The following is a 13,338-nucleotide window of genomic DNA, read 5'->3' on the forward strand; positions in this document are numbered from 1 at the left end:
GAGTTGTCGAGAAAATCTCGACAACTCCTTTTTATTCGTGCATAAACATATTTTGAATGGATTCATGAGAATTTGTATTCTCTAATGCGACAAGTAATTTAATACGTGCTTTTTGTGCATTTAAGCCGTATGTGAATACAACGCCCATATCTTTTAAGTGTTTACCGCCACCTTCATACGAATATACGTCTTGAACGATACCGTTGAAACAGCGAGAAACTAATACGACAGGAATACCTTTATTTAATAATCGTTCTAGACTAGGAAGTGTTCTTGGAGGTAGATTACCTTGTCCGAGCGCTTCGATAACAATACCGTCTACAGGAAGATTTTCGATTGCTGCTAATAATGTATCATCCATGCCAGCATATGCTTTTAGAACAACTACATTTTTAGACACTGTGTTTATCGTATATGTTTCATGATGTACTAAAGCGTGATGGAAGACAACGCCGCGTTTTGTTACCATTCCAATTGGTCCGTATTGTGGGCTTTGGAATGTTGCGACATTACTTGTATGTGTTTTCGTTACATTTGTAGCGCAATGAATTTCGTCATTTAATACGACTAAAACACCTTTTTCTGCAGCTTCATCACAACTAGCAACCTTTACAGCTGATAAGAAGTTATATAGGCCGTCAGCACCTAATTCATTGCTAGAGCGCATTGCACCTGTCACAACGATCGGAATAGTTGCTTGTACTGTTAAATCTAAGAAATAGGCTGTTTCTTCTAATGTATCAGTACCATGCGTAATGACTACGCCATGAATGTTGTCTTGTTTTACTCTTTCATCAATGATGACTTGTAATTGTAACATTTCGCTCGGTGTCATATGGGGAGATGGTAAATGGAACACATCTTCAACGATTAAATCAACATCGCCTTCTAAATCAGGAATGAATTTTAAAAGAGGATTTTTTTCACCTGGTTGTACGACTCCAGTTTCTTTATCCTCCTCCATTGCAATTGTTCCACCTGTGTGTAAAACTAGAATTCTTTTCAATTCTTATACCCCTTTCAAGTAAAAAATACATTTAGAACATAACATGTTTTTAGTAAATTCGACAATGGAAATGTATAAAAGTATGCCTCGCAAATGACAATAAAATTAACTGCTATATGTACGATGTATAAAATTACGAAACGAGATGTGTAAATATAGTATAGGAGGGAGCAATTACGGTGGAAAAGATGGAGAGAATTTTTATTCGTATATTAATAATACAATTTATTTGTCTTTCTGTTGTGCAATTGTTATTTATACATAAGTCATCAGTGAAATATTTATCTAAAATTGTTTATTATGAAGGTGTCATGGTAAAAGACAAAGCGGAAATCTTACAGGTGAATAGGTAGTTTTCATTTTCTTCTATGAAGGATTATGCTACAATAATTGAGGATTTAATGACGTGAAGCAAATGAGAAGAAGCAGGGTGAACACCTGCTTTTCGTTTTGTTTTATAAGTGAAAAAATGAGGTGTTACAATGGATAAACGAATTTCAATTGCTATAGATGGTCCAGCAGCTGCTGGTAAAAGTACAGTGGCAAAAGTTGTTGCGAAGGAACTTTCTTACGTTTATATTGATACAGGCGCAATGTACCGTACGCTTACATATGCAGCCCTTGAACAAAAAGTAGATATTGAAAATGAAGAGCAGTTAATGGAAGTTGTAAGGAATGTAAATATTGAATTTCAGCAAGGAGAAAATACACAGCTTGTATTTTTAAATGGACAAGATGTTTCTGAAGTAATTCGTACACCTGATGTGACGAATCGAGTATCTATTGTAGCAAAGCATCGCCTTGTTCGTGAAGAAATGGTACGCCGTCAGCAAGATTTAGCGAAAAAAGGCGGCGTTGTAATGGACGGCCGTGATATTGGTACACATGTATTACCGGATGCTGAAGTGAAAATCTTTATGCTTGCTTCTGTTGAAGAAAGAGCGGAAAGAAGACATTTAGAAAATTTAAATAAAGGTTTCGATTCTAATTTAGAGCAGCTAAAAGAAGAAATTGCTCAGCGTGATAAATTAGATTCAGAACGCGAAGTTTCTCCACTAAAAAAGGCTGATGATGCATTGGAATTAGATACGACTTCTTTATCAATTGAAGAAGTTGTCCAAAAAATTATGAGTATTGTTTCAGGAGTGTTTGCGAAATAAAGAAAGGGGATGATCCCCTTTCTTTTTTGTTTAAATAGAAATGTAAAGGATACGTGAATTGTGAGTCTCTTTCCTTGACAAATGAGCTGATTTGTAAGAAGTTAGTTAAAGAGGAATAAAACTGTCAGAATATATTCGCTATTATATTTCAAAACATACTTTTTTCAAGCTGGTTTTGCTGTATACTATTTATATAGGTTTAATATATTTTCTTATGAATGGTATTGAAAAAAGTATGTGATGAGAAATTCTTAAACATGCAAATGAAAACTTTGTTTTCATTTCGTATATACATAAAAAATGCTTTGTCAATTCTGTAGGGAGGTATTTCCATGGTAGAGAAAATGAATGAAGAAGTTATGGATTCAAAAGAATTACAAGTTGGTGACGTTGTTACAGGTTCTGTAACGAAAGTTGAAGAGAAACAAGTGCTTGTAAATGTTGGATACAAAACAGATGGCGTAATTCCAATTAGTGAATTAGCTAACGTTCATATTGAAAAAGCAAGCGATGTTGTAGAATTAGATCAAACACTAGAGTTGAAAATTATTAAATTAGAAGAAGATGATCTTGTCTTGTCTAAACGTGCTGTTGATGCAGAAAAAGCATGGGTAGAATTACAAGAGAAATTTACTTCTGGTCATGTGTTTGATGTTACTGTAAAAGATATTGTGAATGGCGGATTAGTTGTGGATCTTGGGGTTCGCGGTTTTATCCCAGCTTCACTTGTAGAAGTACATTATGTAGAAGACTTTACTGACTATAAAGGTAAAACGTTAGCGGTGAAAATTGTTGAATTAGACCGTGAAAAAAATCGTGTAATCCTTTCGCATAAAGCGGTAGTAGAATTAGAACTAGATTCTAAGAAAAAAGAAGCAATTTCTTCATTAAAAGAAGGGGACGTTGTTGAAGGAACAGTGCAACGATTAACTGACTTTGGTGCTTTCGTTAACGTTGGTGGCGTGGACGGTTTAGTTCACATTTCACAAATTTCACACGAACGTGTAGAGCAACCTTCTGAAGTTTTAGAGCAAGGTCAAAAGGTTAAGGTAAAGGTGTTATCTGTTGATGCTGATACACAACGTATTTCTTTATCGATTAAAGCAGCTCAACCAGGACCTTGGGAAAACGTTGCTGGCGAAATAAAAGCTGGAGATATTCGTGAGGGCGTAGTAAAACGCCTTGTTACATTTGGTGCATTCGTTGAGATTTTACCTGGCGTTGAAGGACTTGTACACGTATCTCAAATTGCAAATCGTCACGTGAAAAATCCAAATGAAGTATTGGAAATGGGACAAGAAGTAAAAGTGAAAGTACTTGAAGTTCACGCAGCAGAGAAACGTATTTCTTTAAGTATAAAAGAAGCGCTTGAGGAAAATAATGTAATTGAAGATTATAGTCAGTATGAGCCAAATGCTGATTCTGCTACTTTCCAATTAAGTGATATTATTGGTGAACAACTGAAAAAATTAAAGAAATAATGAGGGGTACAAGTGGTAAGGGCAAAACGTAAATTAGATCATATTGAATACGCTCTTTCTACTGGTCAGTCTCGTACGCATGGCTTTCATGATATTGATTTTGTGCATCAAAGCTTGCCAAATTCAAATTATGACACAATAACATGTGAAACAAAAATCGGCGAACTTTCACTAAGTTCGCCGATTTTTATCAATGCGATGACTGGTGGTGGAGGAGAGAAAACGTTACATATCAATGAGCAATTAGCATATGTAGCGAAACAACATAACCTTGCTATGGCTGTAGGTTCGCAAATGGCGGCGTTAAAAGATGAAAGTGAGGCTGCTTCTTATAAGGTGATCAGAAAGGTAAACCCAAATGGTATTTTCTTTGCTAATTTAGGTAGTGAGGCAACTATCGAGCAGGCAGAGCGTGCCGTTGATATGATTGAAGCGAATGCATTGCAAATTCATTTAAATGTCATACAAGAGTTAACGATGCCAGAAGGAGACCGTGATTTTACTGGCGTACTTCAGCGTATTGAGAAAATTGTTTTAAATAGTAAAGTTCCTGTCATTGTAAAAGAAGTTGGATTTGGGATGAGTAAGGAAACAATGCAACAGTTAGCGAACGTAGGTGTAACGGCAATTGATATTGGTGGGCAAGGTGGTACGAATTTTGCTGCTGTTGAAAATGAAAGAAGACAGCGAATGCTTTCTTATTTTAATAACTGGGGCATACAAACAGCAACCTCGATTATTGAAGCAACCTCTACAAATAATAACCTCTCTTTTATTGCATCAGGGGGTATACAGACAGCGCTTGACGTAGCGAAAGCAATCGCATTAGGGGCGAATACAACTGCGTTTGCTGGTTACTTTTTACGTATTTTAATGCAAGATGGTATCGAGAAATTAGTGGATGAAATTGAGCTTCTACATACAGATTTGAAATTTATTATGACAGCTCTTGGTGCGAAGACGATAGAAGAGTTGCAATCTGTACCTCTTGTTGTAAAAGGTGAAACATATCATTGGTTAATGCAGCGTGGTATTGATACTGCGCATTATAGTAGGAGATAAAAAATCAACCGTTCGGTTGATTTTTTGTTTTCTTTTCTTTCTCGTAATATAAAGTGGAGAATGGAATTGGTATTTTATAAAAATTGTAATTGAAAAAAGGTTAAAAAATGAAGATGATTAGTTACTGGATTTTTGAGAGGACTTGCTTTTATAAGGGAAATAGGTGGGGGTAAAAGAAGTGATAGGAGGATATAGTAAACAAAATATTATTTCAATATAAATAAAAATCATTAAAATGATTATGCAAAAGACGGTTTCGTACAACATCGAAACCGTCTTTTTGTATTAATTAGTGCTGGTTTTGTTTTCGAGCCTGCTCTGGTGTATCAAGTCCAGTTGCACCTGGATATTGTAGTGATTGATTACGATCAGATTCAACGCGGCGTGATTCTCGTAGTTTTCGTTCTTGGCGATCTTTACCCATAATAAATAACACCTCCTTGTTAAAAGTGTTGCTGTTATAAGAAAAAACTATGCGTAAATAAAGTGGATTAACTTTCATAAAAAGTTCCCATAATGGAAAACATAGGAGGTGAAGTTGATGGATGGAAGTACTTTTTATTTTGTAGCTTGGATAGGGTGGATCATCGTAACCTTTTTTATGAAAAAGGACCCTATTCGGTGGAAGTTAGGCGCTTGTATAATGATTTTTATAATTTGCTCTCCGTTACATGTAACGATTGCCTCATTCGTGGTATCAGTAAATGCTCTTCTACTTTGTATTATTTCTTTTATAGGAATTACGCTATATTCTGTTTGGAAAAAATTATATAGCTTACTTTCGGCACTTATTATTGCAATGTTATATACAAGTTTTCATTTGTTAGAAATATATGATCCGATTTGGATTGTGGTGGATAGAGTGTTTCTGCTAAGTAGTGCTCTTGTGTATGCATCGGTGTTATTGCATGGGGATCGCATATTACGATTATGTTCCCTATATGTAGGGATGTTACAAGGAGAGTTGCTAGTGACATTTATTTTTCGGAAATTGAATTTTCCATATGATTACGGTAGTTTAGCATTTTTTGATATCGTCGCCGTTTCTACATTATTCATGGCAGTATTGTTTTGGATTGCAAAAGCATCAGTATACATGGAACAGTTTAAGAGAAAAACACGTAAAAGAAAGGCGAGGGTAATGCATGACTGAATATACATCAGCCATTTTATGCGGCGTAATAGCGGGGACAGTTACAAGAGTGTTAATGCTTCGGACGGATACGCGGCAATATCCGACGAGGCTGCATGGGAAAATTATTCATATTGCAATGGGGTTAATTGCAGCTGCTTTAGGAGCGATTGCAATCCCGTCTATTTTGAAAAAAGATTTTTCTGCCATTACATTTCTTACGTTAGCGGCAACACAATTTCGTGATGTACGTAATATGGAAAGAAACACGCTTCAACAATTAGATGGATATGAGCTCGTACCGCGTGGAAATACATATATTGAAGGAATTGCATTGGTTTTTGAAAGTCGCAACTATTTGGCGATGTTAACGTCGTTTGCAACGACATTTGCGTATATAGGGTTCCGTTCATGGATTGCGGGAGTAATTATGGCTATAATCGCATTTTTTATTGCGAAAAAATTAATGTCTGGAAAAAGGCTACATGATCTTGTTGAAATTGAGCACGTGCCCCTTCGTTTTGAAGGGGCAGGACTGTATATTGATAATATTTATATTATGAATATTGGATTGCCGGCGAGGCAAGAAGAGATTATGAAATATGGCATGGGGTTTATTTTAAAACCGAAATCAATTGATGCGATGGTGACAATCTCAAATTTAGGGCAACGGCAAGCTGTTTTACACGATGTTTCGGTGGCGCTAGGGATTTATAGAGATTCTGGTACACCAGCGCTTGTACCGTTAGCAAAGCGTGATTTAGAGGATGGTAGGGTTGGAATTTTTGTCTTACCGCAAGATCAAGATGCAGAGAAAGCGATAAGTGTTATAGGAAATGTACCAACGTTAGAAAGTGCCGTCCATATGTCATCGGAAGCCCCGAAAGGAAGGGGAGATAAGAGATGATGTTAGAAAGCGTTATCCTGGCAGTTATTACAACAGCGCCAGAAAAATTTGCAGGTGGTGCTCCTTTATTTGTTTGTGAGTCGATGGAGGAACTAGAATTTGTTGCAAATAATTTAGAGGCAATTTTAGATGGTATTGCGCATCGCTTACAAGAGAATGTATATATTATTGTGAAACATTAGGAACGTGTGTTATAATGTGAGGTGTTTTGATACGTTGAGAAATATTCTGGAATGCAAATCCCTTCTTGCACAAAGAAGGGTTTTTTACATAATAAACAGAAGCAAGTTGAAAGGATGAAAGTATATGCCGAAACCAGTAATAGCAATAGTAGGCCGCCCGAACGTAGGAAAATCTACTATTTTCAATAGAATAGTTGGAGAAAGAGTTTCAATCGTAGAAGATATCCCAGGTATAACTCGAGACCGTATTTATAGTGCGGGAGAATGGTTAAATCATGAGTTTAACATTATTGATACAGGTGGAATTGATATTGGAGACGAGCCGTTCTTGACACAAATTCGTCAACAGGCGGAAGTTGCGATTGATGAAGCAGATGTTATCATTTTTATGACGAATGGTCGCGATGGTGTAACTGCAGCGGATGAAGAAGTTGCTAAAATTTTGTATCGTTCTAAAAAACCAATTGTACTTGCGGTAAATAAGGTTGATAATCCAGAAATGCGTAGTGATATTTATGATTTTTATTCATTAGGATTTGGCGAGCCATTCCCGATTTCAGGTACACACGGTTTAGGACTTGGTGATTTGTTAGATGAAGCTGCAAATCATTTTCCAAAGATTGAAGAAGAGGCGTATGACGATGAAACAATCCGTTTCTCTTTAATTGGACGTCCAAATGTAGGGAAATCATCGCTTGTAAATGCACTTCTTGGTCAAGAACGTGTAATTGTAAGTAATATCGCAGGAACGACGCGTGATGCTGTCGATACACCATATAGTAAAGATGATCAAGATTATGTAATCATTGATACAGCTGGTATGCGTAAAAAAGGAAAAGTATATGAAAGTACAGAAAAGTATAGTGTACTTCGTGCACTTAGAGCGATTGAACGTTCTGACGTTGTTTTAGTTGTTTTAGACGGAGAAGAAGGAATTATTGAGCAAGATAAAAAAATCGCTGGATATGCTCATGATTCAGGACGAGCTGTTATTATCGTTGTAAACAAATGGGATGCAGTGAAAAAAGATGAAAAAACAATGAAAGCATTTGAAGAAAATATTCGTGCTCATTTCCAATTCTTGGATTATGCACCGATTGTATTCTTATCTGCAAAAACGAAAAAACGTACACAAACGTTATTACCGGTTATCAATGAGGTAAATGAAAGCCATAGTATCCGTGTACAAACAAACGTATTAAACGATGTAATTATGGATGCGGTAGCGATGAATCCAACACCGACTCATAATGGTAGCCGTCTGAAAATCTTCTATGCGACACAGGTTGCGGTAAAACCACCGACATTTGTTGTGTTTGTAAACGATACGGAATTAATGCACTTTTCATATGAGCGCTTCTTAAAGAATCGTTTACGTGAAGCGTTCGGTTTTGTAGGAACGCCGATTCACATTATTGCTCGAGCAAGAGACTAATGGAGAGGATGTGATTTTATGACAAAAATCACAGTAGTAGGAGCAGGTAGCTGGGGAACAGCGTTAGCGATGGTATTAGCTGACAATGGACATGATGTACGTATTTGGGGAAATCGCTCAGAACTTATGGATGAAATGAATACGAAACATGAGAATAGTCGATATCTCCCAGGCATTACATTGCCAAGCACAATCGTAGCCTACTCTTCTTTAGAAGAAGCATTAGTAGATGTAAATACAGTACTGCTAGTAGTACCGACGAAAGCGTACAGAGATGTATTACAAGAGATGAAAGAAATTGTTACAGAACCGATTACTTGGATTCATGCGAGTAAAGGGATTGAACCTGGTACGTCAAAACGTATTTCGGAAGTGATCGAGGAAGAAATTCCAGAGAACTTAATTAAAGATGTTGTTGTATTGTCTGGACCGAGTCATGCTGAAGAAGTTGGTTTACGACAAGCGACAACAGTTACGTCTGCAGCAAAGCGTATGGAAGCGGCTGAGGAAGTACAAGATTTATTTATGAATAGTTATTTCCGTGTATACACAAATCCAGATATCGTTGGAGTTGAACTTGGTGGTGCGTTAAAAAATATTATCGCATTAGCTGCTGGTATAACTGATGGTCTTGGATTAGGTGATAATGCAAAAGCGGCATTGATGACACGTGGTTTAACAGAGATTGCTCGTTTAGGAAGAAAAATGGGCGGGAATCCGTTAACGTTTGCTGGTCTAACCGGTATGGGAGACTTAATTGTAACTTGTACAAGTGTTCATAGCCGAAATTGGCGCGCTGGAAATATGCTTGGAAAAGGACATTCTTTAGAAGAAGTGTTAGAAAGCATGGGTATGGTTGTAGAAGGTGTAAGAACAACGAAAGCTGCTCATGAATTGGCAGAGAAAATGGAAGTTGAAATGCCGATTACAGCTGCTTTATATGACGTGCTGTTCAATGGGAATAACGTAAAAGATGCGGTAGGCTCATTGATGGGACGTGTTCGAAAACATGAAGTGGAAGCTATACCTGACTTACTGTAAAGAAAAGCGACAGAAGTACATTTGTACTTCTGTCGCTTTTTTATTTTATGGGTCTTTTCACCATTTTTTTATTTTTGCATAGGATGAAGAGTAACTTGAGGAGAGGGTGAAAAGAATGGATAATAACATTTTTAATAATATTGAGAAGGAAGCGAAAGTAAATAAAGAGGATATTTTTAAATTAGCGTCATCCGTGCAAAATGCGAATTTACGTGATGAAACTGTACTTCGTCAATTAATTCATCAAGTGGCTCTTATGGCGGGACGTGAAGTGCCGAAAGAGCAAGAGGATCAAATTGTAAAAGCGATTATTAATAATAATATGCCAGCAGATTTTGGCTCGTTAAGCAAAATGTTTAAAAAATAAATTATGAGAAACAAAGAGTTTGTAGATTGCATATGATAGCCATGAAAGAATGGGAATAGAGCTGTTTTTGGGCATATTTGGTCAACCGAAGCGAGAGATACAATCGCTTCGGTTTTATTTTTATCTAGATTAGTGGAAAATGCTGAAAAACCTATTGATTAAAGTTACATATTCGTAATTTGTAGTAAAATGTTCTTTTTGTATTTGTTTAAAGATTTTAATTTGTTAAAATAGTATAAAAATAGATTAATAAAAAGGGGTGTGTATATGTCAGAAGGGCTTATGAAAATGTGGTTGGCTTTAGGGGCAATTGGATTTATGTTTTTTGCAGTAAGTTTTATTTTATTAAGTAGACATAAAATACAGAATAAATTTTTGAAAGGGATTACAGCGTTAGTAGCGTACACCCTTATGGTTGTGTCAGGAATTGTTATTTTTCTTGTTGTATTTAGTGGACCTGTACAGCAGTAAATGGAATGGTCTCGAAAATACTACATACGGAGCAAGTTATATTAGTATGAAAAGGTGATGCTAGTGAAAAAAGTCCATATTATTTTAATATTTTGTTGTATGAGCCTTTTAACGGGGTGTCTGTATCCGAAAGAAAATATGAAGCAAAATGCGGTTCCTTATGAAGATCAGCTACAGGTTGTTCAAAAAGCTGTTGTGACATTTAAGGAGCAAAATGATGGGATATTGCCAATTAAGACGAGGGATATGAGTACACCTATTTATCAAAAGTATCCAATCGACTTTCAACAGATTGCCCCGCGTTACATACAAGAAGCACCAGGGAATGCATATGAAAGTGGAGGAGTATATCAATACGTATTAATAGACGTTGAAACAAATCCAACAGTAAAGTTAATTGATGTTAGGATGGCTGAACAAATTCAGGAACTATCTTTAAAGCTTAGGATGTATCGTGATGAACATCAATATCCACCTTTTAAAAAAGTAATTTCAGATGGTGTATATGAATTGGATTTTAAAAAACTAGGATATAAAGATGTGCCACAAGTGACAAGTCCATATTCTGGTAAAGGACTTCCTTTTGTAATTAATGAAAAAGGAGAAGTTTTTGTTGATTATAGAATCGACTTATATGACGCTTTGAAAAAAAATGAAGGGCAGTTTACGGAGGGAGAAGATATTCGAAATATACTTTCGAAAGGTTCCCCGTTTGTACCAGCTTATTCTTTACCGTACACAGTAAAGGACGGAGAACCAATTTTTTTAAAATCATAAGTCATGAACCTTTCTTTTAGTGAATAAGTTCTAGAAGAAAGGTTTTTTATGTTATACAACTTACGATGCAAACAAAAGATATTTTTTAATAGTCATATGAAATTGGACAAAATTATATGATATATTGTCCGAACTTCTAGAATACCATTATATTATATCAGATATTATAGGCAACGTTAGAGAAGGTATTAGTTGACTATAAACGCGGAATTATTCCCAAAAATTTTGAGGGAGGGAATCACTTGGAAAAGGTAGATATTTTTAAAGATATTGCAGAACGAACAGGCGGTGATATTTATTTTGGAGTTGTAGGAGCTGTTCGAACAGGGAAATCAACATTCATTAAAAAATTTATGGAACTTGTAGTTATTCCAAATATTGAGAATGAGTCTGACCGTCAAAGAGCGCAGGATGAATTGCCTCAAAGTGCTGCTGGTCGTACAATTATGACGACGGAACCGAAGTTTGTTCCAAACCAAGCGGTTTCTATCGAAGTAGATGAAGGACTTGAAGTGAATATTCGATTAGTAGATTGTGTTGGATATACGGTTCCAGGAGCGAAGGGCTATGAAGATGAGAATGGCCCGCGCATGATTAATACCCCTTGGTATGAAGAACCTATTCCATTCCATGAAGCTGCAGAAATCGGCACGCGTAAAGTAATTCAAGAACATTCAACAATTGGTGTTGTAATTACAACAGATGGAACAATTGGTGAAATTCCAAGAAGAGATTATATAGAGGCAGAAGAACGCGTTGTAAATGAATTGAAAGAAGTAGGAAAACCTTTCATTATGATAATTAATACGGTACAGCCGTATCATCCAGATACAGAGCAATTACGCCAAAGTTTATCAGAAGAATATGATATCCCGGTTATTGCAATGAGTGTGGAGAGTTTAAGAGAAACAGATGTATATAATGTACTTCGTGAAGCGCTATTTGAATTCCCTGTATTAGAAGTGAATGTGAACCTTCCGAGCTGGGTAATGGTGCTAAATGAAGGGCATTGGTTGCGTCAAAGTTATCAAGAAGCAGTTCAAGAAACTGTGAAGGATATAAAACGTCTTCGTGATGTGGATCGGGTTGTTTGGCAGTTTAGTCAATATGAATTTATTGATCGAGCGAGCTTAGCTGGCATTGATATGGGGCAAGGTGTGGCGGAGATTGATTTATATGCGCCAGATGAATTATATGATCAGATTTTAAAAGAAGTAGTAGGGGTAGAAATTCGGGGGAAAGATCATTTATTGAAGCTTATGCTCGATTTATCTCATGCGAAAACAGAATACGACCAAGTCGCAGACGCACTGCGTATGGTTAAACAAACAGGATATGGTGTAGCAGCGCCTGCGCTAGCAGATATGAGCTTAGATGAGCCAGAAATTATTCGTCACGGTTCAAGGTTTGGTGTGAAGTTAAAAGCGGTAGCGCCATCCATTCATATGATTAAAGTAGATGTAGAGTCAACGTTTGAACCGATCATTGGTACTGAAAAGCAAAGTGAAGAATTAGTTCGTTATTTAATGCAAGATTTTGAAGATGACCCGTTATCAATTTGGAATTCTGATATATTTGGACGTTCGCTTAGCTCAATTGTTCGAGAAGGAATTCAAGCGAAATTATCCTTAATGCCAGAAAACGCTAGATATAAATTAAAAGAAACGCTAGAAAGAATTATTAATGAAGGATCTGGCGGATTAATTGCGATTATACTATAAGAAAAATCCCTCTCATTGTAGAGGGATTTTTTGTTTTTTTTTGATTATAAAATAGAAAAATAAACAGTCATTATCTAATACATTGTTGTAAATTGTCAAGTTTCATCAGATTTTCACATTTTCACAGTAACAATTTCCTTAAAAATATTGAATTATAAAGGAGAATCGTATAATATAGGCGTTGATAATGATTTATCTACATCTTTGTAGTATAGAATTTGTAAAAATTGCCTACAAATGAAAGTAAGACTCATTTTATGATCATTATACAGTCTTATCTTTGGGAGGAGGTGAATGGCATGAACAAGACAGATTTAATCAATGCTGTTGCAGAAGCAAGTTCCCTTTCTAAAAAGGACGCAACAAAAGCAGTAGACGCTGTTTTTGATTCTATCTTAGAAGCTTTAAAACAAGGTGATAAAGTACAACTGATCGGATTCGGTAACTTCGAAGTTCGTGAGCGTGCGGCTCGTAAAGGTCGTAACCCACAAACAGGTGAGGAGATTGAAATCGCTGCAAGTAAAGTACCTGCATTCAAACCTGGTAAAGCGTTAAAAGATGCGGTTAAATAATCCTTACATATTAACAGGGAAGAA

The 13,338-nt window shown here is 36.2% G+C and carries 16 protein-coding genes; 14 read left to right on the forward strand and 2 right to left on the reverse strand.

All coding sequences use genetic code 11. The features are described 5' to 3' along the window. Window positions 1–31: 31 nt before the first annotated feature. Complete coding sequence (ansA, locus tag MR160_RS08715; RefSeq protein ID WP_000822011.1) at window positions 32–1,006, reverse strand: asparaginase; 975 nt, start codon at window positions 1,004–1,006, stop codon at window positions 32–34. Window positions 1,007–1,185: 179 nt separating this feature from the next. Here ansA and MR160_RS08720 point away from each other — a divergent pair, with 179 nt between their 5' ends. From MR160_RS08720 to MR160_RS08735, 4 genes are all read left to right on the forward strand, one after another. Next, window positions 1,186–1,359, forward strand: coding sequence for a YpfB family protein (locus MR160_RS08720; RefSeq protein WP_000413849.1), 174 nt, complete (start codon window positions 1,186–1,188; stop codon window positions 1,357–1,359). 129 nt (window positions 1,360–1,488) lie between these two features. Beyond that, window positions 1,489–2,166, forward strand: a complete 678-nt coding sequence (gene cmk / locus MR160_RS08725) for a (d)CMP kinase (protein ID WP_000361254.1) — start codon at window positions 1,489–1,491, stop codon at window positions 2,164–2,166. 332 nt (window positions 2,167–2,498) lie between these two features. Further along, window positions 2,499–3,647, forward strand: a complete 1,149-nt coding sequence (gene rpsA, locus MR160_RS08730; RefSeq protein WP_000229557.1) for a 30S ribosomal protein S1 — start codon at window positions 2,499–2,501, stop codon at window positions 3,645–3,647. Window positions 3,648–3,659: 12 nt separating this feature from the next. Beyond that, window positions 3,660–4,709, forward strand: a complete 1,050-nt coding sequence (locus tag MR160_RS08735; RefSeq protein WP_000251041.1) for a type 2 isopentenyl-diphosphate Delta-isomerase — start codon at window positions 3,660–3,662, stop codon at window positions 4,707–4,709. 289 nt (window positions 4,710–4,998) lie between these two features. Here MR160_RS08735 and MR160_RS08740 read toward each other — a convergent pair whose 3' ends face one another. Next, window positions 4,999–5,133 carry a YpzI family protein gene (locus MR160_RS08740; RefSeq protein WP_000513902.1) on the reverse strand — a complete coding sequence of 45 codons (135 nt, stop codon included), beginning with the start codon at window positions 5,131–5,133 and terminating at the stop codon, window positions 4,999–5,001. 117 nt (window positions 5,134–5,250) lie between these two features. Here MR160_RS08740 and MR160_RS08745 point away from each other — a divergent pair, with 117 nt between their 5' ends. From MR160_RS08745 to MR160_RS08790, 10 genes are all read left to right on the forward strand, one after another. Next, entirely contained in the window at window positions 5,251–5,862 is a 612-nt protein-coding gene (locus MR160_RS08745) for a YphA family membrane protein (protein ID WP_000349104.1), read from the forward strand. After that, entirely contained in the window at window positions 5,855–6,748 is an 894-nt protein-coding gene (locus MR160_RS08750) for a YIEGIA family protein (protein WP_000141605.1), read from the forward strand. Before MR160_RS08745 ends, MR160_RS08750 begins: the two co-directional genes overlap by 8 nt. Beyond that, window positions 6,745–6,930, forward strand: a complete 186-nt coding sequence (locus MR160_RS08755; protein ID WP_000979048.1) for a capping complex subunit for YIEGIA — start codon at window positions 6,745–6,747, stop codon at window positions 6,928–6,930. Before MR160_RS08750 ends, MR160_RS08755 begins: the two co-directional genes overlap by 4 nt. A gap of 124 nt (window positions 6,931–7,054) precedes the next feature. Then, window positions 7,055–8,365 (forward strand): ribosome biogenesis GTPase Der, encoded by a 1,311-nt coding sequence (gene der, locus MR160_RS08760; RefSeq protein ID WP_001125890.1) that lies wholly within the window; start codon window positions 7,055–7,057, stop codon window positions 8,363–8,365. A gap of 18 nt (window positions 8,366–8,383) precedes the next feature. Further along, window positions 8,384–9,406, forward strand: coding sequence for an NAD(P)H-dependent glycerol-3-phosphate dehydrogenase (locus MR160_RS08765; RefSeq protein WP_000161783.1), 1,023 nt, complete (start codon window positions 8,384–8,386; stop codon window positions 9,404–9,406). Window positions 9,407–9,521: 115 nt separating this feature from the next. Further along, window positions 9,522–9,773: a stage VI sporulation protein F gene (locus MR160_RS08770; RefSeq protein WP_000369753.1), complete on the forward strand. Its 252-nt coding sequence runs from the start codon at window positions 9,522–9,524 to the stop codon at window positions 9,771–9,773. Window positions 9,774–10,040: 267 nt separating this feature from the next. Next, window positions 10,041–10,244, forward strand: coding sequence for a DUF2768 domain-containing protein (locus MR160_RS08775; protein WP_001289006.1), 204 nt, complete (start codon window positions 10,041–10,043; stop codon window positions 10,242–10,244). Window positions 10,245–10,307: 63 nt separating this feature from the next. Beyond that, window positions 10,308–11,021, forward strand: a complete 714-nt coding sequence (locus MR160_RS08780) for a hypothetical protein (RefSeq protein WP_000755479.1) — start codon at window positions 10,308–10,310, stop codon at window positions 11,019–11,021. Between the two features lie 242 nt (window positions 11,022–11,263). Then, window positions 11,264–12,742 carry a stage IV sporulation protein A gene (spoIVA, locus tag MR160_RS08785; RefSeq protein ID WP_000416521.1) on the forward strand — a complete coding sequence of 493 codons (1,479 nt, stop codon included), beginning with the start codon at window positions 11,264–11,266 and terminating at the stop codon, window positions 12,740–12,742. Between the two features lie 299 nt (window positions 12,743–13,041). Next, window positions 13,042–13,314: an HU family DNA-binding protein gene (locus MR160_RS08790; protein ID WP_001043860.1), complete on the forward strand. Its 273-nt coding sequence runs from the start codon at window positions 13,042–13,044 to the stop codon at window positions 13,312–13,314. Window positions 13,315–13,338: the final 24 nt, after the last annotated feature.

This window comes from Bacillus cereus group sp. BfR-BA-01382 (genome assembly GCF_022663475.1).
In the GTDB taxonomy this organism is placed as follows: Bacteria; Bacillota; Bacilli; order Bacillales; family Bacillaceae_G; genus Bacillus_A; species Bacillus_A thuringiensis_S.